Source organism: Bradyrhizobium sp. JR4.1 (genome assembly GCF_040548605.1).
GTDB lineage: Bacteria > Pseudomonadota > Alphaproteobacteria > Rhizobiales > Xanthobacteraceae > Bradyrhizobium > Bradyrhizobium canariense.
The window spans coordinates 19,379-40,494 of the sequence record NZ_JBEPRY010000042.1 but is presented as its reverse complement, the minus strand read 5'-3'; the positions used below and the strand labels follow the sequence as shown (position 1 = coordinate 40,494).

Annotated in this window: 16 protein-coding genes; 7 read left to right on the top strand and 9 right to left on the bottom strand. The window is 63.7% G+C overall.

All coding sequences use genetic code 11. The features are described 5' to 3' along the window. Positions 1 to 554: 554 nt before the first annotated feature. The 4 genes from ABIB90_RS39285 to ABIB90_RS39270 all read right to left on the bottom strand — a co-directional run bounded on the left by ABIB90_RS39285 (position 555) and on the right by ABIB90_RS39270 (position 3,318). Positions 555 to 1,226: a recombinase family protein gene (locus tag ABIB90_RS39285; protein WP_354202737.1), complete on the bottom strand. Its 672-nt coding sequence runs from the start codon at positions 1,224 to 1,226 to the stop codon at positions 555 to 557. Positions 1,227 to 1,343: 117 nt separating this feature from the next. Continuing rightward, positions 1,344 to 2,090 carry a hypothetical protein gene (locus tag ABIB90_RS39280; RefSeq protein ID WP_354202736.1) on the bottom strand — a complete coding sequence of 249 codons (747 nt, stop codon included), beginning with the start codon at positions 2,088 to 2,090 and terminating at the stop codon, positions 1,344 to 1,346. After that, positions 2,090 to 2,467, bottom strand: coding sequence for a hypothetical protein (locus ABIB90_RS39275; protein WP_354202735.1), 378 nt, complete (start codon positions 2,465 to 2,467; stop codon positions 2,090 to 2,092). The genes ABIB90_RS39280 and ABIB90_RS39275 overlap by 1 nt, the downstream gene beginning before the upstream one ends. Beyond that, positions 2,464 to 3,318 (bottom strand): ParA family protein, encoded by an 855-nt coding sequence (locus ABIB90_RS39270; RefSeq protein ID WP_354202734.1) that lies wholly within the window; start codon positions 3,316 to 3,318, stop codon positions 2,464 to 2,466. Before ABIB90_RS39270 ends, ABIB90_RS39275 begins: the two co-directional genes overlap by 4 nt. 431 nt (positions 3,319 to 3,749) lie before the next feature. On the opposite strand from ABIB90_RS39270, the gene ABIB90_RS39265 reads away from it, so the two are divergent. Next, positions 3,750 to 5,093 (top strand): lysozyme inhibitor LprI family protein, encoded by a 1,344-nt coding sequence (locus tag ABIB90_RS39265; RefSeq protein WP_354202733.1) that lies wholly within the window; start codon positions 3,750 to 3,752, stop codon positions 5,091 to 5,093. A gap of 327 nt (positions 5,094 to 5,420) precedes the next feature. Here the strand turns inward: ABIB90_RS39265 and ABIB90_RS39260 are convergent, their stop codons facing one another. Beyond that, positions 5,421 to 6,374: an alpha/beta hydrolase gene (locus ABIB90_RS39260; protein ID WP_007596595.1), complete on the bottom strand. Its 954-nt coding sequence runs from the start codon at positions 6,372 to 6,374 to the stop codon at positions 5,421 to 5,423. A 1,027-nt stretch (positions 6,375 to 7,401) separates the two neighbouring features. Here ABIB90_RS39260 and ABIB90_RS39255 point away from each other — a divergent pair. Together ABIB90_RS39255 and ABIB90_RS39250 are read left to right on the top strand one after the other, a co-directional pair. Beyond that, positions 7,402 to 8,892, top strand: a complete 1,491-nt coding sequence (locus ABIB90_RS39255) for an amidohydrolase family protein (protein WP_354202731.1) — start codon at positions 7,402 to 7,404, stop codon at positions 8,890 to 8,892. Between the two features lie 3 nt (positions 8,893 to 8,895). Further along, entirely contained in the window at positions 8,896 to 9,825 is a 930-nt protein-coding gene (locus tag ABIB90_RS39250) for a CobW family GTP-binding protein (protein ID WP_354202730.1), read from the top strand. A gap of 62 nt (positions 9,826 to 9,887) precedes the next feature. On the opposite strand, the gene ABIB90_RS39245 is transcribed toward ABIB90_RS39250, so the two are convergent. Next, the gene (locus tag ABIB90_RS39245; RefSeq protein WP_354202729.1) at positions 9,888 to 10,361 is read right to left on the bottom strand and encodes a hypothetical protein; all 474 of its coding nucleotides are present in this window, start codon (positions 10,359 to 10,361) and stop codon (positions 9,888 to 9,890) included. Between the two features lie 12 nt (positions 10,362 to 10,373). Next, entirely contained in the window at positions 10,374 to 10,874 is a 501-nt protein-coding gene (locus ABIB90_RS39240) for a hypothetical protein (protein WP_354169378.1), read from the bottom strand. A gap of 295 nt (positions 10,875 to 11,169) precedes the next feature. On the opposite strand from ABIB90_RS39240, the gene ABIB90_RS39235 reads away from it, so the two are divergent. The 4 genes from ABIB90_RS39235 to ABIB90_RS39220 all read left to right on the top strand — a co-directional run bounded on the left by ABIB90_RS39235 (position 11,170) and on the right by ABIB90_RS39220 (position 18,955). Continuing rightward, a complete protein-coding gene (locus ABIB90_RS39235; RefSeq protein ID WP_354202728.1) occupies positions 11,170 to 12,852 on the top strand; it encodes a methyl-accepting chemotaxis protein in 1,683 nt (560 codons plus the stop codon). 11 nt (positions 12,853 to 12,863) lie between these two features. Next, positions 12,864 to 13,547, top strand: a complete 684-nt coding sequence (locus ABIB90_RS39230; RefSeq protein ID WP_007596583.1) for an aspartate/glutamate racemase family protein — start codon at positions 12,864 to 12,866, stop codon at positions 13,545 to 13,547. A gap of 127 nt (positions 13,548 to 13,674) precedes the next feature. Beyond that, positions 13,675 to 16,980, top strand: coding sequence for an acetyl-CoA carboxylase family protein (locus ABIB90_RS39225; RefSeq protein WP_354202726.1), 3,306 nt, complete (start codon positions 13,675 to 13,677; stop codon positions 16,978 to 16,980). A gap of 109 nt (positions 16,981 to 17,089) precedes the next feature. Further along, a complete protein-coding gene (locus ABIB90_RS39220; protein ID WP_354202725.1) occupies positions 17,090 to 18,955 on the top strand; it encodes a sigma-54-dependent Fis family transcriptional regulator in 1,866 nt (621 codons plus the stop codon). Positions 18,956 to 19,166: 211 nt separating this feature from the next. Here ABIB90_RS39220 and ABIB90_RS39215 read toward each other — a convergent pair whose 3' ends face one another. After that, positions 19,167 to 19,736: a flavin reductase family protein gene (locus ABIB90_RS39215; RefSeq protein ID WP_354202724.1), complete on the bottom strand. Its 570-nt coding sequence runs from the start codon at positions 19,734 to 19,736 to the stop codon at positions 19,167 to 19,169. A 57-nt stretch (positions 19,737 to 19,793) separates the two neighbouring features. Further along, positions 19,794 to 20,891, bottom strand: a complete 1,098-nt coding sequence (locus tag ABIB90_RS39210; RefSeq protein ID WP_007596571.1) for an LLM class flavin-dependent oxidoreductase — start codon at positions 20,889 to 20,891, stop codon at positions 19,794 to 19,796. Positions 20,892 to 21,116 lie beyond the last annotated feature (225 nt).

Here is a 21,116-nt window from a genome sequence, read left to right as displayed (position 1 = left end):
AGTGCTCGCTGCGACGATGAAGCCGAAAACCGAGGAGTCCGACGAGCTCTAACGGTTAACTGGAAAGATCAGCGCGCTGCGGCCTACCGCGTAGGCTTACACTGTGACCGGTCCACCGGGCCGAACAGCAGGCTCGACTAGGATCGCCGCCATATCTGTGCAAACGGCTCATGATCTAGCTTCGGGTGGATAAGGGGCATCCCCGCGAATGCCCCTGTAGGACTCTAGGAAGCCCGTGGGCGCCTTTGACGCTACGCCCAGGCAAGACCGCGGCTCGCTGTAGCGCCCACCAGAGGACTCCGCTGAGTCCCCCAGCGGCATCGGCGCCAGTGAGCTCTTGCGGTGCGCCTGTTCCTATTGAGCGCGGGCATGTTGGGCCCCGCACGGTACTCCTAGCGAAGCACACCGCCCTGTTCAGCTGAGCAGGGGGCCAAAGGCTTTAGCCCGAGCTTTTCGAAGCCGGGGCCCCAGCAACGATAGGCCGAGGGGCCCACCGGGAGCCGGAGTCCCTTAGCTGCCGATTAGCTGGGCAGCAGCTGGCTGCCGTTTCCCGTTCAAGCCCGTTCCAGAATGTTTGCGATGGACTGCGCGTACCAGCGCCCGCCGCGCGCCGTAGGGATACCGCGCGCATTCAATGCTTCTGCCACCTGCCTGAGCGTGCTCGCACCCGCCTTCTGTGCCTCGCGGATGATGGGGAGGACGTTGGTAGCATAACGGTCAGCTTCGGCCTTCACGGCCTCCACTGCGCTCTTACGGGCCACGTTGAGCTTCGGATTGCCCAGGGTGACGCCACGGGCCTTAGCAGCCGAGAGGGCCTGCCGAGTGCGGGTGGAGATGAGCGCGCGTTCCTTCTCGGCGAGAGCGGCAAACAGATGCAGGACGAATGGGTCAACGTCCGGACCAAGCTCGGCCACCACAAAGGGCACCTTGTGCGCCATTAGGCCCGAGATGAAATGAACATCACGGCTGAGACGGTCCAGCTTAGCTACAGCTACGTGGCATCTGAGCTTCCTTGCGGCAGCGAGGGCCGCCTTTAGCTGCGGTCGGCGGTCCAGAGCATCAGCGCCCTTGCCGGTCTCCACCTCCACGAACTCACGCACTACCGTGAACCCCTCAGCCTGAGCGAAGTGAGCGAGCGTCTGCCGCTGCGCTTCTATGCCCAGCCCTGAGCGCCCCTGTTGGGAAGTCGAGACTCGGATGTAGGAGATTAGGGTGCGTTCGGTCATCACAGCAGCCTCCAGAAACGTCTGTAAAAGACCTTATCGAGCATTTAGATTATAGACAAGCCGCTTCTCGGGATCCCGGGGATTCCAATTTGCATAGCGCGCGGTCTTTACGACCCGCTACGGGGATCGGATGTTCACGCCTGCAGATTGGCGCAGCGCGGTGCGCTTTGATGCGCTTATGCTGAGACCTAAGATTTCGCGCAAGGGTGTAAGTTTCGTTCCTTGCAGATGCTGGCTGTGAATCGAGGCCATCAGCAAGGAGATGCCTTCGACAGTCCGCTTTTCCCTTGTGGACCACATGGATGCTTTGATTGGATCAACGCTCCAGAGCAGCACGTCTGCAACAGGGTCGGTCATGCGAAAATCGACCGCCGATCCGTGAACGGCCTTAGACAACAATGCGTACTCGCTCTTTAGGAAACCGAGGCCCGACACATTTTCTGGTATCGACGTCAAGCGTGGGTGTTTTTCAAGGTACTTGATCAAATCGGTGAAGCCGATGATGAACTTACCGGCCTCCCAGAGTTCCAGCTCAACAGGATGATCATTATAATAGATTGAGCAGAGTACGTTTTCGATGCTGCTGCGCAAGGCTTGCAGAGCAGCACGCCAAGCGCCGACCGAAGCATTCACATGTGAGACGAGAGCATCATTGTGAGCTTCGAGAAAAAAAGCAGCGCTTCCTTTGCTGTAGTGCGGCGCCACTAAGTACGCCTTTAGCGCTTGAAGGGCGCTCAGCCTTCGATAGCTATCCTGATAGATGGGGTTCGCATGAAGGTGCTTCCAATTCTGCGTAGCCTGCGCCGTCCAATCTTTGAAAAAGGCGGCGTGATTAGCGTCTATCTCGTTCAGCAGTTGTGACATCACTTCAGCAGAGCGTTGAGCGCCGACATCAGTTCGGGATTTACCTCAGACTTGGTACGCTGAACCGCATGCCTGAGTTTTCGTCGCGCCTCGGGGTCTTGCTCCAGATGCCGCAGTATCTTGCCCACGATGTCGCGAGTGGATTCTGTGTTTTTGACTTCCAGAGGAAATTTGTACTCTTCAATCACAGCGCGCCACTGAGCCTTGTCAAATTGCGACAATGCCACCAAGGCACCTAAGGCCATCGGAACGTCGGCGGCGCTCGGTTTCGGTCGCGACGGTGGTCGCAAGACCAAGTTCTCTAGCTCCACATTGGGAGCGAGCCGTAGTGCTTCCGCCAAATTGGTAAGAATTTTTGCTATCTCGTGAGTTTTCATTTGGTCTTCAGCTTTGCCAACAGTTCGTCACCCAGAGCGGTAAACTCGCCAATCGCGGTATTATCAGGCATTCCAAAAATCGAACAGTTCTTAGCTGCAGACTCTGCGACAGAAGTCCGCTCGCTGATCTGGGTGGAGAATACCATGCCTGGAAAGAGGGCCTGAAGGGTTTGTGCCGTTTGAGTTCGAAAAAAGGACGTGCGTCCCACACGCGAGATAATAATCCCGGCGTGAACCAAAGGGTTCTCCAAGTCTTGCGAGAGCTTGGCGATTCTAGTCAGCAACAGAGCGATCCCAAGGCTCGACAGGAAATCCAAAGAAACTGGCACGACGTAGTGAGTGCTGATTGCCAGAGCGTTTTGAGTTGGAATTGTAAGGTTGGGCGGGCAGTCGCATACCACCACATCATAATTGCCGAGCACGTCCTTGATGGCTCGACGGAGACGTGTTTCGCGCGCTACTTCAGAACTCAAATCTAGATCGATGGTGAAGAGGTCCAAGTGCGATGGAATCAGATCAACGTTCTTGAAGACACTTTTGATTATCACATCCTGTGCGGTTTTGAGCTTACCTTCGGCGCTCGTATGCTGACGGACGCCGAGAAGGTTCGCCACAGTCCCATGTGCAGTGGCATGCTTTTCCCAATCTGGAACGGAGATGCACGAGAACGTCGCGTTTGTTTGCGGGTCTAGGTCAATGAGAAGTGTCCGAAGACCTTTTCTGCCGCAGTGAGCGGCAAAATTAACAGCGATGGCTGTTTTGCCTACTCCTCCTTTGAGATTCACACACGAAATTACGACAGGTTGTTTAGGCGCTGGCTTCGTTGGAGCCTTTTTTACTGGTTTGGACATGCTCTTCCTTCAACCCCCAAGGTTGCACCGAGGCTAAACGGCCATCGAGAAGCTGTAAACCGGAGGAGCCTCAGTCGCCGACCCTGTCAACAGCCTTGCGGAGCGCGGGGCGTTTCGATGCCCCGGGGTCCCTCGGCTACGAAGGCGGCTAGAACAGGGGACGCCTCGATGCACGGCCGATCTTGAGATTCTTTGCGATGGCGGATGCCCCCATGCCTTGTGCCCGCAACGCTTCCGCGCGCCTTTTGCATCTGCAATGCTCTCAAGCTGACGCTCTTCGCAGATTGGCTCGCCCGCTGCTATAATGGTGTCGATGGCAAGCGCGCGGTTTTCACAGCTGTTCCTTGAGGAGGAACCTGCTCTCAGCTTGTTCGCCCCAGACAGGCTGCATTAGAGATTGGTTGCAGTCGAGGCGGGGTAGAACGATGCGAGTGGCAATTCTTCTTGGGTTGGGTCTTCTAATACCTCAGTTGGCTAACGCGGCGAGCTTTGACTGTGGGCGGGCCGTTACGTCCATCGAACGCGCCATTTGTTCGCGTCAGGAACTGAATGAACTAGACACCCGTTTAGGCGAAATTTTTCGCAAAGCTCTCTCGCTCCAGGTCGATCAAGGACCGCTCCTCCGCGATCAGCGGGCGTGGTTATCGAACAGAGAAAGAGCTTGTGGCCCACTCGGATCGGGGGGGCTGGAGCAATGTTTACTTGAAAAGAGCACCGCGCGGATAGCAATCCTTGCATCAATCGTGTCCCGAGGTGGCTCGCTGTCATCTCCAAATACCAACGACGTGTGGGCCAGCGTTCCTACGGGCTTCGAAGCAGCGAAAGTAAACAGCGCTCCCACGCCTGTAATCGCCCCAGCAAACCTCCCGCCGCCCAGCAAGGACCCCGTCGTCAAAAGCCCCACTCCGCCTGCGCCCGATGACATACAGGTAACCACCGCAGACAAGATTAATGCCACCTTAGAGGTAATCACTTCACCTCGGTTCTTCTTGACGATTGCCTTCGTGGGCCTTCTGTTCTGGGGTGAAGCACGCGCCAAGCGCACGGCCCAAAGCATTCCGACTAAGCTGGGCAGGTTGGGTCTCGTGTTGCACTGGGCGTCCTTGGTTATCGCGGTGATGCTCTTTGGTGCTGCGGGGCTCGTAGCGACGCAGGCGAAGCACTTCGATGATGGAGCCGTATTAGGAGGGGCAGCGCTTGGCATCTTGGCTCTGGTGATCTGGCTCGTTGGCAAGGCGCTGCGTTACATTCTCACTGCTCCCGCAGAGGCTATTCAATCTGCTTCTGCATCAGTCTCGGTGGCTCCGCGAAAGACACAGCAGGCCGGGAAGGATGCTATGTTCGGGCTAGGCCGCAAGCTGAAGTACTTGCGCGAGGCATTCACGGCAGGTGCAACTAACACCGGCAACATCATCGCTACAGTGAACGGTAGGCTAGTGCTCAACTGGCATGGGACAGCTTCTCAGCGGGACGGCATCTTAGAGATGCTCCCGAGAATGCGCGATAAGATGATGCCGGACGTGGAAATGGGGACGTTCGCGGACGGCCTTATTGCGAGCATCCACGATGAGGGTATGTCGTCAGATAGTACCGGCAGCAACATTCAGACTATGGCGATGCTGTGGAGGGTGTTCACGACCAGGCTCAAAGACATCACCTATGGCGATCTGATCAATCACGCGAATATGCACTGCGCCTTTCAACTGCATGAGCAGCCCGGTGATCAGTTCAAGATCACTTGGAAGATTAGCGTGATGGAAGGGAGAACACCCTAGAAGCTGGCAGCGGCCGTCCTGTGTGGCGCTTGGTTCGCCTACGGATGGGAGCCGCAACCTTCGTGGCAGTCGGACTGGTCGCCCTCGGTGTCGCGGCGATTAGCGCAGGCGACCCGAGTGGACTTGCTGGTGGTCACAGCCGGTGGTACGAACGAACGGACAGCTGCGCTGATTTGTGCTTATTTTTCAATGCGGGCACTCGGGGCTGGTCGTCTCCCCTAGGGAGCGCCATTTCTCCTGCCAGACCGGGCACTTCGAAAACCGGCCATTTCCGCTTGTAGCCCCCACCGGCGTGCGCAGTTCGCACGGCTCGGCGCGGGCGCTCTCCTAAGCGATCGTGCCGTCGATCGAGCGGCGGATCACCCGCTGTACTTCTGCATTCGACAGAAACAGATCGTGGTTGATGATGCCCCAGCCCTCCTGCGAAGCATCGACCACGCGCACACCGAGCTGCGCGATGACGGCTTTCTCGGCGGCGCCGACCCTGGTCATTCCACCTGCAATCTGTCCCGACAGCGCCAGGGCGCGATCGTTCGTGGAGGCGATCACGGTGATCTTGCCGGCAAGCGGACCGATGCGGTGGATCGCAGACGAGAACACGTCCATGTCGATATCGGGCGCGGCAAACACCACCGCGCCGATCTTGCTCGTCACTGTGTCGCCGTATCGCGCATAGAGCTGACGCAGGCTTTCGAGCGACAGCATGGTTCCCATGCTGTGCGCAACGATGTTCACGCGGCCGGTGCCTGGCGCCGACACGAGTGCGGAGAGCACGCGCTCAAACTCGTCGCGGGACCACATCGCACTGTCGCGGTCATAGGCATAGTCGAACAGTCCTGCCTTGGAAGGCCAGGAGAACACCATGGTCCGGCCGCGGAACTTGATCCCGTCGGAGAGATGGGCGCCATCGAGCACCGCCGTCTCGAACGTCTGCTTGAAGCCGTGCACATAGATCAGCACGTCTCCTCCGCCGGCCTGCGCGACGAGATCGCCGGCGTCGGCCGACACCGGTTCGACCCGGTCAAGGCGCCAATCGCCAATTCCAACCGAGGCGAGAGAAAGACGGCTCTCATCCGGCGCCCCCAGCTTCGCCCGCGCGACTGTCATGGTCGTCGCGCGCTCCGGGCCGAACCAGGGCTTCGTGCGACCGCCGTTCACCGGCTTGCGCGTGGTGGTGACGAGCAATGTGGGGTCAAGGGATAGCGATGACGCGTCGAAACGCGCGCCGGTCGCACCCAAGCCGGCGCATCCGCCGAGCGCGAGGGCGGTCCCTGCCGACATAAATCCGCCGAGGAGAGCGCGGCGCGAAATAGAATGACAGGGGTCGCGTTGCAGAAGAGGCCGAGCGATCACACGAAACCTTTGGGAACTTTTGTCCACCGTAGCGCCCCGCTACATCCCTGAATGACAATGGGGGCGAGAAGACGGCGGAGCTGCTTCGCGGTCCATTGCTTGGCCTTGGGTCAATCACCTCCGCGGGGCGGGCTAGAGTTAAGGTGACGGTGCACAGAACTCGTGCCGCCTTGTAAGCCGCGATCTTCTTGATCTGTGCTGCCTGTCGGGCAACACAGCCGAAGTCCGTCAACCCCTCCTCACAAAAATATTCCACTTTACCGAAATTCGGAAATATCGTATGTGTCGGCCATCCCAGCCCACAAAAAAGGCGGTCGTACGTCGTCACGAACGCGGGTTGGGAGTTGCGGTGGACGCGGGCGGCGTTAAAGGCGGGTGAGTGGCGTGCAGGGCGAGATGAACCTCGTGAGCATGTCACGAACCGCATCGACGGACGGCGCCGAAGCCCTGCGAAGCCTCTTGGCGAAGCAGGGTCAGCTCGCGTACGGCGAAACCGTGTGGTCCCGGCCGTCGTTGCTACGGTCAAGCCTTTGCGAAGGCGTCAGCGCGTCAACCGGCGCGGTGCCGTGCATTTCGCGGAGGTGACGGAGGCAAGAAGGAACTCGTCTCCGGGGAGAGCGCGGCATAGGCCGTCAAACCATCGCGCAGGGAAGGCCTGGTCTCGGCTGCCCTGTGTCTCCCCTGTGCATTGCGTGTGCAATCAGTTCGCATGGGGGTTTTTATGGGTGCCAGCCGGCGCCCGGTCTTCCCTGCGCCCTTTCTTGGAGGGCGTGAAGCGAGAAGCATAGCTCGGGCAAACCTGCCGCGAGACTGCGAGCGCGTGTCCGCGCCCCGCATGCAAATTGCACCCCCCCTTTCGAGCCTTCCTTGCGAGCATGATGCGTCGGCATCGGTGGAGGTGGTCGTCCCTCCCGGAATCTGCCTTGATGCGAAATCAGCGTGAGGGAGCGACAATATGAGCGGCTTGGTGATCTCTGGCGGCCGGGTGGTGGATCCCGCCAGCGGAATGGACGCGGTTGGCGATGTGGCGGTGGTGGACGGCAGGATCGCCGCGGTCGGCGCCTCGCTCGGCAGCGCGGAGCGGGTGATCGACGCGACCGGCCTCGTGGTCGCGCCCGGCTTCATCGACCTTCATGCGCATGGCCAGTCGCTCCCCGCCGATCGCATGCAGGCATTCGACGGCGTCACGACGACGCTCGATCTCGAAGCGGGTGTGCTGCCGGTCGGCTCCTGGTATGAGCGCCAGGCGCGGAAGGGGCGCGTGCTGAACTACGGCGCCGCCACCAACTGGGCTTTTGCGCGCATCGGTGCAATGACGGGCTCCAATGCGGAGAGCTCGCTGGAGGCGTTCGGCAACGCCATGCGCGATCGCCGCTGGATGGACAACGTCGCGAGCGATGCGGAGGTATCGGGCATTCTGGAGCGCCTTTCGCGCGGTCTGAACGAGGGCGGCATCGGCATCGGCATCTTGAACGCGTATGCGCCGGGCGCCGGCGTGCAGGAGCTGACCGCGGTCTGCCAGCTCGCGGCCGCGCAGGACGTGCCGACCTTCACCCATGTCGCCTACATGTCGCGCGTTGATCCCGAGAGCGCGGCGGAAGCCTATATCCGCCTGATCGGTTATGCCGGCGCCACCGGTGCGCACATGCACATCTGCCATTTCAACTCGTCGAGCAAGACCGACGTCGAGCGCTGCCGCGTGCTGATCGCGAAAGCGCAGGCGCAGGGCCTGCCCATCACCGTCGAGGCCTATCCCTACGGCACCGGCTCGACCGTGCTGGCGGCGGCGTTCTTCAGCGACCCCGAATTCGTCGAGCGCAACGGCACGGGTTACGATTCCGTGCAGCGGGTCACCGACGGCCATCGCTTCAGCGATCGCGAGGAGCTCTTGAAGGCGCAGGCCGACGAGCCGTCGTCGCTGGTGCTGTGGCACATCCTCGACACCGAGAACAATGCGCATCACCGCGACCTCCTCGACATGTCGGTGCTCTATCCCGGCGGCGCGATCGCGTCCGACGCGATGCCGTGGACGACGTCGGACGGCAAGACCTATACGGGCGATGCCTGGCCGCTGCCGGATGACGCCACCTCGCATCCGCGCTCGGCCGGCTGCTTCACGAAATTCATCCGCGAATGGGTACGCGAGCGCAAGACCGTGTCGTTGCTCGAAGGCGTGCGCAAATGCGCGCTGATCCCCGCGGAAATCCTGTCGCAGAGCACGCCCGCGATGCGCGCCAAGGGAAGGCTCGCGAAGGACGCCGATGCCGACATCGTCGTGTTCGACTACGAGAAGCTCTCGGACCGCGCGACCTTCACGGCGATGAACCGCCCCTCCGAGGGCGTGCGGCACCTCGTGGTCAGCGGCCAGATGCTGATCATAGATGGCGTGCTGGACGTGGCGGCGCGGCCCGGCCGTCCCGTGCGCCGGCCCGTCGTCGGGGGCTGAGACATGCCGGTCCCCATTCTCCTGGTGACGGGCTTTCTGGGGGCCGGCAAGACCACGGTCGTCAACCATCTGCTGGCGCATGCGGAGGGGCGGCGGATCGCCGCTGTGGTCAACGATTTCGGCGCGATCAACATCGATGCCGAGCTGATCGCGGGCGCGAGCGACGGCGTGGTCAGCCTCGCCAATGGCTGCATCTGCTGCTCGCTCGAAGGCGACCTGCTGCACACGCTCGCGACGCTGCTGCGGCGTGATCCGAAGCCGGAATACATCGTCATCGAGACCAGCGGCGTCGCCGATCCCGCCGACATCGTCCGTAACCTGATGGATCCCGTGATCGTGCGCGAGGCGCCGCTGGAAACGGTGCTCTGCGTGATGGACGCGGCGACACCGCCCGCCACCCTGGACGACGCGCTGCATCGTTCGCAATTGCGCGTCGCCGACATCGTGGCGCTGAGCAAGCTGGATCTGGCGAACGAGGGCGCGGGCTCCCGCATGCGCGAGGCCATCCGCGCGCAACGCGTTCCTGCCGTGGTGGTCGATGCGCCGCACGGCGAGATTCCTTCCGCGCTGCTGTTTCCCGCAACCGTCGATCGCGCGCCACCGTTACGCGAGCCCGGACCGAAACGTCCGGCAGAGCAACGCTTCGAAACGCTGAGCTGGACGTCGGACCAGCCGATCTCGCTGGTCCGCCTGCAGCAGGCGATCGGCCGGCTTGCGCCAAAACTCGCGCGGGCAAAAGGCCTGTTCGAGACCGTCGAGCAGCCCGGGCGCCAGATGGTGTTTCAATTCGCCGCCGGCCGCGCCACGCTCGCCCCTGGCGAAGTGCCGATGTCGGGCGCGCCGCGTGCGCGGATCGTCTTCATCGCCGAGCTCGGCGTGCTCTCAAAGGCGGAGCTCGACGGGATCATGGAGACCTGTGTTGCCGATCGGTGAAGCTATCACCTCAAGCGAATTGCGCGAGGCGAGCACGGTGATCTGGCAGGACCGCTAAGGTGTCAGCAGAACGCGAGCGCGTTGACGGCCCTCGTCGTCGCAATCCCGTTCTCGTTGCCGACGAACTGGCAGACGGCGGATTCGAGCTCACCCGGCTGGTTGCCGCGTGCCACCGCCAGCAGTCGCATCAATTCCGTTTCGTCCTGCGACAGGCGCCGGCACGACGGCGGCATGAAGCACAATTGGCAGGGCCGGCCTCTGCGCAGAATTCTGACCAGCGCGGCAACGCGTGCGACCAGCAGCGGGCTGTCGGCGATGCCAGGCGCCTCGTCGGCAAAGCGATAGGCCGCCTCCCAGCAATCGGACGCGCCGGTCGCATAGGCGGCAGCGATGAACCGCAACAGCGAGAGCGTGACGCGGCCAAAATCATCGTAGCTCTCGACATTAGGCCGCGTCGCAAGCGCGGCCTGGAGCGGACAGAGCCGCGCCTGGCCGGCTTCCGTGACGGGCACAAAGCCGCAACTATCATGCATCATGCGCGATCCCGGTCAGTGCAAGGTGGGGCTTCCGACCAGCCAGCTCTTCATCGCCATCGTCCGGTCATGGTCGAAAGACGGAACGTGCCGGTCGGGCAGGATGAGACCCGCCATGCGGAAGATCGTTGCAAGCCCCCGCACCGGCGCGAGAGCCCAATCGGCGCCGACCGGCGGCAGCCAGCATTCGAACTGCTCGCGCGCGATATCGTCGCGCTCTTTCTGCGCGGCGGCGATCGCCCGCAACATGCCGTGCTCGCTGTCGGACATGCGCGGGCAGGTCGGGCAGTGCACCGCGATGGCCGTATGCGCCGTGCAGGCAAAGATCTCGATGATGCATTCCAGCGAAGGCACGGCGTCGCCCACGCGAAAGTGGTCGTAGACTTGCTGGATATCGGCCGCGGTCGGAACAGCGCTTCCGCTGCGCGCCTTGGCCCGAAACCCCCAGATGAAGAGCCGCTCCGCCGCGCTCAGCGCCGGAAGCTCGAGGGACCCTGTCGATGTCGATTGATGCATTGAACCTCTGGCCTCTGGCTGCGCCTACGCCCCGACCGGCGCTGATGATCTGCACCGATCGTTCCGTCAGAGCCCCCTGCAAGTCAACGCTCGGAGGGGCGATGTCGAGGTCTTCTAGTTTTGAAGAGTTCGCATCTCGGATGCAGCCAGCCTCGCGAGCTTGCGAGGCCGTCCGCAGCATGCCGGTAGGATCCTACGGAGTTTTGCGGGTGGTGGGGAACCCGAATGCTTAAAGCTTTGCTAAGGGGCGCGGGATAAACTGGCATATCAGCCCTTCCAATTCTTGCGAGCTCCGATGTTTTTCTCCCGCATCAGTTTCAAGCTGGTCCTGATTGTCGGCATCAGCCTCCTTGGCATGATCGCGCTGGCGCCGATCGCGCTATCGACCCTGCGCGCGCAGATGATCGCGGACCGTGAGGCCAAGACGCAGCACATGGTCGACGTCGGCTACGGCATCCTGGCGCACTACCAGAAGCTCGAGAGCGAAGGAAAACTCCCACGCGAGCAGGCCCAGGCCGGCGCGATCGCGGAGATCAAGAGCCTGCGCTACGACAAGGTCGAGTATTTCTGGCTCAATGACATGACCCCCAAGATGGTCATGCACCCGATCAAGCCCGAGCTCGACGGCAAGGATCTCTCCGGGATGAAGGATCCATCCGGCAACGCGCTGTTCGTCGGCTTCGTTGACGTCGTCAAAAAGCAGGGCGCGGGCTTCTACAGCTACCTCTGGCCGAAGCCCGGCTTCGACCAGCCGGTCGGGAAAATCTCCTATGTGAAGGGCTTTGCGCCCTGGGGCTGGATCATCGGCACCGGTATCTATCTCGACGACGTCGACGCCGTCTTCCGCCAGAATGCGATGACCTTCGCCCTGGTGTGCCTGGTCGTGTTCGTGCTCGTGCTCGGCGCCTCCTTTGTGATCGGCCGGAGCGTGACCCGGCCGCTGGCGAAGATCACCGCGCTCACCGAGCGCCTCGCCTCCGGCGACAGCGCGTTCGACGTGCCCCATACCGACCGTCGCGACGAGATCGGCGGGCTCGCCAAGGCGCTCGCCGTGTTCAAGGACAATGCGTCGGCGGTCGGCCGGATGCACGCCGAACAGCAGGAGACGAAGCAGAAGGCCGACGAGGAGAAGCGCAAGACGATGACCGACCTCGCCGGTAAGTTCGAGGCGAACGTTCAGGCCGTCGTCCGCGACGTCTTCAACGAGGCGCGCGCGATGCAGCAGGCCGCGCAGGGTATGTCCGAGACCGCCGACAAGGCGACCGACCGTGCTAGCTTCGTCGCCACCGCCTGTCAGCAGGCTTCGAGCAACGTGCAGACGGTGGCCTCCGCCGCCGCGCAGCTGTCGTCCTCGATCACCGAGATCAGCCAGCGCGTCGCGCAGGCTGCAAGCGTGGCCGACAAGGCCGCCGCCGACGGCCAGCGCACCAACGACACCGTGCAGGGGCTGGCCGCCGCCGCGCACAAGATCGGTGAGGTCATCGACCTCATCAACCAGATCGCCTCGCAGACCAATTTGCTCGCGCTTAACGCCACCATCGAGGCAGCGCGCGCCGGCGAGGCCGGCAAGGGGTTTGCGGTGGTGGCAAGCGAAGTGAAGTCGCTGGCGAGCCAGACCGCGAAGGCGACCGACGAGATCGGCGCGCAGATCACCGCGATCCAGGCCGAGACCAACCAGGTCGTCGGCAACATCGACAGCATCCGCAAGACCATCTTGGAGGTCAACGAGATTTCCTCGTCGATCGCCGCAGCCGTCGAGGAGCAGGGCGCCGCGACCGCGGCGATCGCCCACAGCGTACGCGAGGCTGCCTCCGGCACCGACCAGGTTTCGCAGAACATCTCGGGTGTGACCGACGCGACGGCGGAGACCGGCCAGGCCGCCGGCCTCGTGCTGCAATCGAGTGGCCGGCTGTCGCAGAAGCTGCAATCGCTGGAAGACGAGGTCAGTGCTTTCGTTGCGGGGGTGCGGGCGGCCTAGTATAGCAGGGGATGAATCAGAGTTCTGATCGGCGCGCGCGCATTCTCCTGATCAATCCGAACAGTTCCGTGGCGACCACTGAGATGATGGTCGCCATCGCGAGGTCGACCGTCGTCGACGGCTTCGACATCGACGGCGCGACCGCAACGCGCGCGCCGCAAATGATCGTGACGCCGGATGCGCTGGATGCAGCTTCCGCCGAAGTTCTGGAGATATCGCAGTCGAACCGGCATGCATGCGACGGTATCATCGTCGCGGCGTTCGGCGATCCCGGATTGGCCGGCATCAAGGCCGCGATGAAACTGCCCGCGGTCGGCATCGGTGAGTCCTCGATGGTGGCAGCCGCCGAGAACGGCCGCCGCTTCGGCGTGGCGACCACGACGCCGCTGTTGGAAGCGAAGATCGACGCTCGGCCGGAAGCGCTGGGTCTGCGATCGTATTACACCGGCGTCCGCTTCGCGGAGGGCGATCCGCAGGAGCTGATGCGCGATCCGGCGCGGCTGCGAACAGCGCTCGCGGGCGCGGTCGAGGCCTGCATCGCGCAGGATGGCGCGGAGGCGGTCATCATCGGCGGCGGGCCGCTGGGCGAAGTCGCGCGCGAGCTTCAGCCGATCTTCACCGTGCCGGTCATCGCGCCGATCCCGTCTGCCGTGGCGCGGATTATTCGCCTCATCACGGCACGCGCGACCGACTGAAATTCCGGCCGGCGGGAACGGTCGTCGGGACCGGCGTTCTTGCCCTTGACGGCCTCGGTTAAAGTGACGAAGCAGAACAATCGGACCGGCCGACCCGCGCTTGGGCACGCGGGCATGGAGACGCTGCATGTCGTTCAAGAAGCTCCTGATCGCCAATCGCGGCGAGATCGCCATCCGCATCGCGCGCGCCGCAGCCGATTCCGGCCTCGCGACGGTCGCGATCCATCCCGCGGACGATGCGCTGTCGCTGCATGTGCGCCTTGCCGATGAGGCGGTCGAAATCCCCGGCCGCGGCGCGCGGGCCTATCTCGACATTGAGGCCGTGGTGAAGGCGGCGAGGAGCGCAGGCTGCGACGCCGTGCACCCCGGCTACGGCTTCCTCAGCGAGAACGCTGCGTTCGCGAAGGCCTGCGTCGATGCAGGCATCGCCTTCGTCGGGCCGAAGCCGGCGGCGCTCGAACTGTTCGGCGACAAGGTTGCGGCACGGCAACTGGCAAAGCGCTACGGCGTGCCAATCATCGCCGGCACCAGCGGGCCCTCCTCGCTGGAGGACATCACGGCGTTCTTCACCTCGCTCGGCAGCAAGCCGGCGATCGTGATCAAGGCGATGGCCGGCGGCGGCGGGCGCGGCATGCGCGTGGTCGAGCGCGCTGCCGATCTCGCGGAGGCCTATGCGCGTTGCCAGTCCGAGGCCAAGGCCGCGTTCGGCTTCGACGGCGTCTATGCCGAGCGGTTGATCCGGCAGGCGCGCCATATCGAGGTGCAGATCATCGGCGATCGCCACGGCGCGATCTCCCACCTCTGGGAACGCGAATGCACCATTCAGCGCCGGCACCAGAAGCTGATCGAGGTGGCGCCGAGCCCGTCGCTCAGCGACGGCTTGCGTGGCCGTATCAGCGAGGCGGCGAAGCAACTCGCCGTGGCCGCGTCTTACGACAATCTCGGCACGTTCGAGTTCTTGGTCGACGGCACTGCCGACGACAGTTTTGCCTTCATCGAGGCCAACCCGCGGCTTCAGGTCGAGCACACCGTGACCGAAGAGGTGCTGGGCCTCGATCTGGTCCGCGCCCAGCTCGCGGTCGTCGCCGGTGCCTCGCTTGCCTCGCTCGGCTTGGCGCAAGGCTCGATCCCGAAGCCGCGCGGCTATGCCATGCAGCTCCGCGTCAACATGGAGACGCTGGACGAGTTGGGGGCGACACACCCGACCGGCGGCGTGCTCGCCGTGTTCGAGCCGCCGTCAGGCCCCGGTGTCCGCGTCGATAGTTTCGGTTACGCCGGCTACAAGACCAGCGCCGCCTTCGACTCGCTGCTGGCAAAGGTCATCGTGCATACGCCGGGTGAAGCCTGGCACGACGTTGTCTCCAAAGCCGCGCGCGCCTTGCGCGAGTTTCGAATTGACGGCGTCGTCACCAACATCGCTTTCCTCCAGGCCGTGCTGGCGCATCCCGATTTCAGGGCTAACCGCATCGCGACAGACTTCATCGATCGCAACATCGGCAAGCTCGTCGAAGCCGCCGATGGCGCGGCCAAACCACTCTATTTTGCGGCGACGGAGCGAAGCGGCGGTCCCGGCATCGAGGCGCATACCGCACAGATCGTGCCCGAAGGCACGGTGATGGTCGCAGCACCCTTGCAGGGAACCATCGTCACCATCCAGGTGAAGGAAGGCGAGATCGTGCGTCCGGGCCAGCAGCTCGCCGTGATTGAATCCATGAAAATGGAACATCTGGTCATGGCCGAGCAGGGCGGCCGTGTCATGAAGCTACTCGCCGGCGACGGTGTCACGTTGATGCATGGCGAGCCGATCATGTATCTGCAGCCGCTCGAGGTTGCGGCTGATGCGTCTGCAACGGAAACCGATATCGATCTCGACCACATCCGTCCCGATCTCGCCGAACTGATCGCGCGCCAGGCCAACACGCTCGACGAAAATCGCCCTGCTTCGGTCGAGCGCCGCCGCAACACCAATCAGCGCACCGCGCGCGAGAATGTCGCGCAGCTCGTCGACGACGGCTCGTTCATGGAGTATGGCAGCCTTGCGATCGCGGCGCAGCGGCGCCGGCGCGAGCTCGACGATCTCGTCAAGAACACGCCGGCCGACGGCCTCGTCATGGGCGTCGCGACCGTCAACGCCGAGAAGTTCGGGCCCGAGGGCGGGCGCTGCATCGTCGTGGCCTACGACTACACCGTGCTCGCGGGCACGCAGGGCCACATGAACCACAAGAAGATCGACCGCATGCTGACGCTCGCGGAAGACTGGCGCGTGCCCCTGGTGTTCTATGCCGAAGGCGGCGGCGGCCGGCCTGGCGATACCGACCGGCTCGGCATGACCGGGCTCGATGGTCCGTCCTTCGTGCAGTTCGCCAGACTCTCGGGTCTTGTGCCGGTCATCGGCGTGGTCTCCGGCTATTGCTTCGCCGGCAATGCCGCGATGCTCGGCTGCTGCGATGTCATCATCGCCGCCAAAAATGCCTCGATCGGCATGGGTGGCCCCGCGATGATCGAGGGCGGCGGGCTCGGCGTCTATCACCCGGCCGAGGTCGGTCCTGTTACGTTCCAGTCGCCGAACGGCGTCATCGACATCCTCGTCGAGGACGAAGAGGAGGCGACATCCGTTGCGCAAAAATACCTGTCCTATTTCCAGGGCGAGGTGACGGACTGGCAGGCCGCCGACCAGCGGCTGCTGCGCCGCGCGATCCCCGAGAACCGCCTGCGCGTCTACGACATCCGCAGCGTGATCGACCTCGTCGCGGACAAGGACAGCGTGCTGGAGCTGCGCCGCGACTACGGCGTCGGCATGATCACCGCGTTGATCCGCATCGAGGGGAAGCCGTTCGGCCTGATCGCCAACAATCCGCGCCATCTTGGCGGTGCGATCGACGCCGATGCCGGCGACAAGGCCGCGCGCTTCCTCCAGCTCTGCGACGCCTTCGATCTGCCGATCGTCTCGCTGTGCGACACGCCCGGCTTCATGGTCGGCCCGGAAGCCGAGAAGACGGCGATCGTGCGCCACGTCTCGCGCATGTTCGTGACAGGCGCGAGCCTGACAGTGCCGCTGTTCGGCATCGTCCTGCGCAAGGGCTATGGGCTCGGGGCGCAGTCGATGATCGGCGGCGGCTTCCACGCCTCGTTCTTCACCGCGGCCTGGCCGACCGGCGAGTTCGGTGGCATGGGCCTGGAGGGATACGTCCGCCTCGGCTTCCGCAAGGAAATGGAGGCGATCGCCGACCCCGTCGAGCGTGAGACCTATTATCGCAACAAGGTCGCCGAGCTCTACGCCAACGGCAAGGCGGTCTCGATCGCCTCCGTGTTCGAGATCGACAACGTCATCGATCCCGCCGAGACGCGGCGGTGGATCATGGCAGGCCTGCGGTCGGTGCCGAAGCCGCCGACGCGGACGGCGAAGAAGCGACCCTGCATCGATACGTGGTGAGGGCGGTGCAGCAATTATGATTGCGCTTCGCCGCGTTCCCGGTTCCCGATTGACATCCCCGCCTGCGGTGCCAGACTTTGCACAATAATACAGGGTGGAGACGTCCGCGATGGCCAGCCTTTCGGCCTCGAACCATGTCGCCCGTGTCTTGTCCGTCGCCAATCAGGTTGCAGACCGCTTGGCCGACGTCGATGCCTCTTCGCGCATTGCCAATTCCTGGCGGCGCTGCCTGGTCAGCCACAAGCTCGATCCCGCCCGCCAAGGCCCGCCGCAGACGCTGACCGAAGCCGAGATCCGGCATGTCGCCGAGCCGATGGAAGAGACGATCCGGCTTGCAACACCGGAGCTCGACGATCTCGCCCGGGTACTCCGCGATGCCGGTTATTGCGTCAACCTGGCGGACGTGAACGCAACCATGCTGTTCAGCCGCCTGCCCGGCGAGGCCGACGCACGACTGTTCATGGACTGGAAGATCTACACCGGCTCGAATTTCTCCGAGGCCTTTGAAGGCACCAATGGGCTCGGCACCGCGCTCGCCGAGCAGAAGCCGATCCTGGTACATCGCGACGAGCACTTTCGCGCGCAGTGGCACATGTTTTCCTGCGCCGTGACGCCGCTGTTCGACCAGGCCGGACGGCTCGCAGGCGCCGTGAACATCACCTCCTGCCGCGAGGACCTCGAACGCACCGCGCATCAGCTCGCGCTGGCGGTGACGATGGAGGCAACGCGGCGCATGGAGGGCGCGATCTTCCGCGGTCATTTCCGCAACGCCTGGATCGCGACCGTGCCGGGCGATGGCGGCAGCGGCCTGCTCGCCTATGATGACGATCGCCGCATCGTCGGCGCCTGCCGTTCGGCGCGCGCACTGCTGGGTCTCACCGACGGCTTGATCGCCTCCGGCATCGATCTGTCGCGCTATGTCAAATTCGACCATCCCGCCGCGCGCGACGCGGACGATCTCGTCGAGCTGCGCCGGGGCGATGGCAGTCCGTTGGGGCATGGCCATGTCGCGCCGCCGCTGCGGCCACGGCCGTCCACGCAGCGTCGTGACGTTCCTGTGGACCCCTTCGATGCGCTGCAGCGCCTCGCTGGCCGCGATCCAGGACTGATCAAGAGTGTAAAGCGGCTCAGACGCATCGGCGATCACAATCTGCCGGTGCTGCTGCATGGCGAGACCGGCGTCGGCAAGGATGTGTTCGCCCGTGCCATCCACGCGGCCGGCAATCGCGCGCGCCACAACTATGTCGCGCTGAACTGCGCTGCGATGCCGGACAGCCTGATCGATGCCGAGCTGTTCGGTTACGAGGCCGGCGCCTTCACCGGCGCGCGCCGCGACGGCTCGAAAGGCCTGATCGTGCAGGCCGACGGCGGCACGCTGTTCCTCGACGAGATCGGCGACATGCCGATTGCGCTGCAGACGCGGCTGCTACGGGTGCTGGAGAACCGCGAAGTCTGGCCGCTCGGCGCGCTGAAGCCCGTGCCGGTCGACATTCGCCTGATCAGCGCCACGCATCGCGATCTCGGCCGCATGGCCGAGGAGGGCGCCTTCCGCACCGACCTCTATTTCCGTCTGCGCGGCATGGAGGTCCGGCTGCCGGCCTTGCGCGAGCGCGCCGACCGCGACGACGTCATCCGCCAGATCGCGCGCGAGGAAGCGTCGAACTGCTCCCTCTCGGACGAGGCCTGGGCGCAGCTCGCGGCCTATCCCTATCCCGGCAACATGCGCCAGCTCCGGCACGTGCTGCGGCTCGCCGGCTGCACGGCGGAAGACGGTGTCATCACCGATGCCGACCTCGATTTGCCGCCGTTTGGTGGAAGGGCGGAGCCGGATCTCGCGGCGGCGGAGCGCGCCACGATCGTGGAGGCGTTGCGCGAGCATGGTGGTCGTGTGATCGAAGCGGCGCGCGCGCTGAAGCTCAGCCGCGCGACGCTCTATCGCAAGATCAAGCAGTTGAAGATAGAGACAGCGCAGTAGCACTCAGCTGCATGCGGCGAGCTTTCTTCCCCTCTCCCCCTGCGGGAGAGGGTGGCTCGCCGCGACAGCGGCGAGACGGGTGAGGGGTCTCTCTCCGCACCTGATTCTCTGGCTTCTGGATTCGCGGAGAGATACCCCTCATCCGGCGTTTCGCGCCACCTTCTCCCGCAAGGGGAGAAGGGAAGAGCGCACCATCAACGCCGCCGCTGCCTTACGAAAAATCGCTCCAGCTCAGATGTCGCGAGTCGAGGTCGCCGACGGTTACGGTGCCGCGGATTTCGTGCGGGGCGTGGAAGCTGCTGCGCAGATACACGAGCGGCGCCGCGCCGTCGGAATGCGATGCGCCGCGCACCTCGCCGACGAAGATCGAATGCGTCGTCGTCTCGAATTCCTGCGCCAGCACGCAGTCGAACGCGGCGACCGCATCGCTCAGCACCGGCGCGCCGGTCACCCCGCGCGTCCATTCCCCGAACGCAAAGCGGTCGTCGCCATTGACGCCCTTCTGGCCGCTGAAGGTCAGCGCCAGCGCCGCGTGGTCCTCGTGCAGGAAGTTGATCGCGAACGCGCCTTCCTCGCGGATACGCGCGTGCGCACTGGCGTTGCGGTTGACACACACGATCAGGGATGGCGGTGAGTCCGACAGTGAGCAGGCCGAGGTTACCGTCAGCCCCGTGCGCTTGCCGTGCTCGGCGCCGACCGTCACCAGCGCGACGGCGCCGGCACACTGGCGCATCGCCTGCTTGAAATCCTTGGCGTCGAAAGCACTGGCGTCCACGCTCACGCGGAAATCTCCGAAATGGATGCGGATGCGGCACGATCGCGCCGCACCCGCGTCGGGTCAAGCCGCCTTCTGCGCGGAGCCGAGATGCTTCAGGCGCGGCATCACCTCGTTCCTCAGCAGCGACAGCGAGTGATGCCAGGCTTCAGCCTTGTGCTTGTAGTCGAAGCCGAACACCAGCAGCACGCCGAAGCCGCCGACCTCTTCGTAGATCTTCTCGATTTTCTCGGCGACGGTCGCGGGCGAGCCGACGATCCAGTTCCGCTTGGCGCAATATTCGACGGTGACGTCGCTATCGGGCACGTCGGGCGCGTGCTTCAAATAGTCCTTGAAGCCGAAATGCCCGAGCAGCGGCAGGAAGTACTCGCCCATCATCCGGCCCATCATGTCGCCGGTCGAGAGCCTCCACGCTTCCTCGTCGGTATCAGCGACGAACACCTCGCGCACCAGCCGCCAATCCGCGCGGTCCGGCTTGCGTCCGGTCTTGGCGGCACCGGCTACGACCGAATCCCAATGACTGCCGACATAGGCCGGGTTCAGGTTGAGGCTCATCGGGATGAAGCCGCGCTCGCCGGCGAGCTTCAGCGTGTCCGAATTCTTCGAGAGCCCGGCGACGCCGATCGGCGGATGCGGTGTCTGCAACGGCTTGATGTGCGGCTTGAGGAAGTCGAACATGGTGTCCGGCTTGGTCACAGTCCAGAACTTGCCCTTGTAGGTCCAGGGCGCGGGATCGCTCCACATCTTCAGAATGATCTCCAGCGCCTCGCGGGTCATGTCGCGGTTCTGTCCGCTCATGCCGTCGACGTTGAACATCGCCCAGTCGCTCGGCAGGCCGCTAGCCGCGACGCCGAAATTGAGTCGCCCCCCGGAGAGGTGATCGAGCATGGCGACGCGGTTGGCGAGCTCGGCGGGGTGGTGATAGGGCAGCAGGAAGCCGCCTGGTCCGATGCGAATATTCTTGGTCTGCATCAGCGCCTGTGCGATCAGAAGGTCTGGCGTGGGATTGGGTTCCCAGGGCGCGGTGTGGTGCTCGCCGACCCAGGCCTCCTGATAGCCGAGCTCGTCGAGCCAGCGCATGACCTGCAGGTCCCAGTCGTTCCCTTCCTTCAGGCCGCACTCCGGCGGGTGCGAAGGCATCGTGAAATAACCGATCTCCATGGGTTTCCTCTCCACAATTGACGCGTCTTGTTGCGCGGTTCACGGATGTGAGCAGAAACGCTTTAGCAAGCGGTGTGCCAGCTCTTCGCGAGTGGTGGGCCAGCGCGAACGGCGCCTCAGACCTGCGAGAAAAGGCTGGTTTGCGGCGGCAATAGCCGATATCCCGGGACAGATTTACGGGGCCTCGTCTCACTGTCGCGAGACGGCGTCTCGGCGGTGAGACGA

What these genes read in the sequence shown, in the direction of transcription:
- ABIB90_RS39260 (WP_007596595.1), bottom strand. Translation starts at nt 6,374, where the DNA reads ATGTCGGCAGGGACCGCCCTCGCGCTCGGCGGATGCGCCGGCTTGGGT.
- ABIB90_RS39230 (WP_007596583.1), top strand. Translation starts at nt 12,864, where the DNA reads ATGAATCAGAGTTCTGATCGGCGCGCGCGCATTCTCCTGATCAATCCG.
- ABIB90_RS39280 (WP_354202736.1), bottom strand. Translation starts at nt 2,090, where the DNA reads ATGTCACAACTGCTGAACGAGATAGACGCTAATCACGCCGCCTTTTTC.
- ABIB90_RS39250 (WP_354202730.1), top strand. Translation starts at nt 8,896, where the DNA reads ATGCCGGTCCCCATTCTCCTGGTGACGGGCTTTCTGGGGGCCGGCAAG.
- ABIB90_RS39270 (WP_354202734.1), bottom strand. Translation starts at nt 3,318, where the DNA reads ATGTCCAAACCAGTAAAAAAGGCTCCAACGAAGCCAGCGCCTAAACAA.
- ABIB90_RS39245 (WP_354202729.1), bottom strand. Translation starts at nt 10,361, where the DNA reads ATGATGCATGATAGTTGCGGCTTTGTGCCCGTCACGGAAGCCGGCCAG.
- ABIB90_RS39255 (WP_354202731.1), top strand. Translation starts at nt 7,402, where the DNA reads ATGAGCGGCTTGGTGATCTCTGGCGGCCGGGTGGTGGATCCCGCCAGC.
- ABIB90_RS39235 (WP_354202728.1), top strand. Translation starts at nt 11,170, where the DNA reads ATGTTTTTCTCCCGCATCAGTTTCAAGCTGGTCCTGATTGTCGGCATC.
- ABIB90_RS39275 (WP_354202735.1), bottom strand. Translation starts at nt 2,467, where the DNA reads ATGAAAACTCACGAGATAGCAAAAATTCTTACCAATTTGGCGGAAGCA.
- ABIB90_RS39220 (WP_354202725.1), top strand. Translation starts at nt 17,090, where the DNA reads ATGGCCAGCCTTTCGGCCTCGAACCATGTCGCCCGTGTCTTGTCCGTC.
- ABIB90_RS39225 (WP_354202726.1), top strand. Translation starts at nt 13,675, where the DNA reads ATGTCGTTCAAGAAGCTCCTGATCGCCAATCGCGGCGAGATCGCCATC.
- ABIB90_RS39285 (WP_354202737.1), bottom strand. Translation starts at nt 1,226, where the DNA reads ATGACCGAACGCACCCTAATCTCCTACATCCGAGTCTCGACTTCCCAA.
- ABIB90_RS39240 (WP_354169378.1), bottom strand. Translation starts at nt 10,874, where the DNA reads ATGCATCAATCGACATCGACAGGGTCCCTCGAGCTTCCGGCGCTGAGC.
- ABIB90_RS39210 (WP_007596571.1), bottom strand. Translation starts at nt 20,891, where the DNA reads ATGGAGATCGGTTATTTCACGATGCCTTCGCACCCGCCGGAGTGCGGC.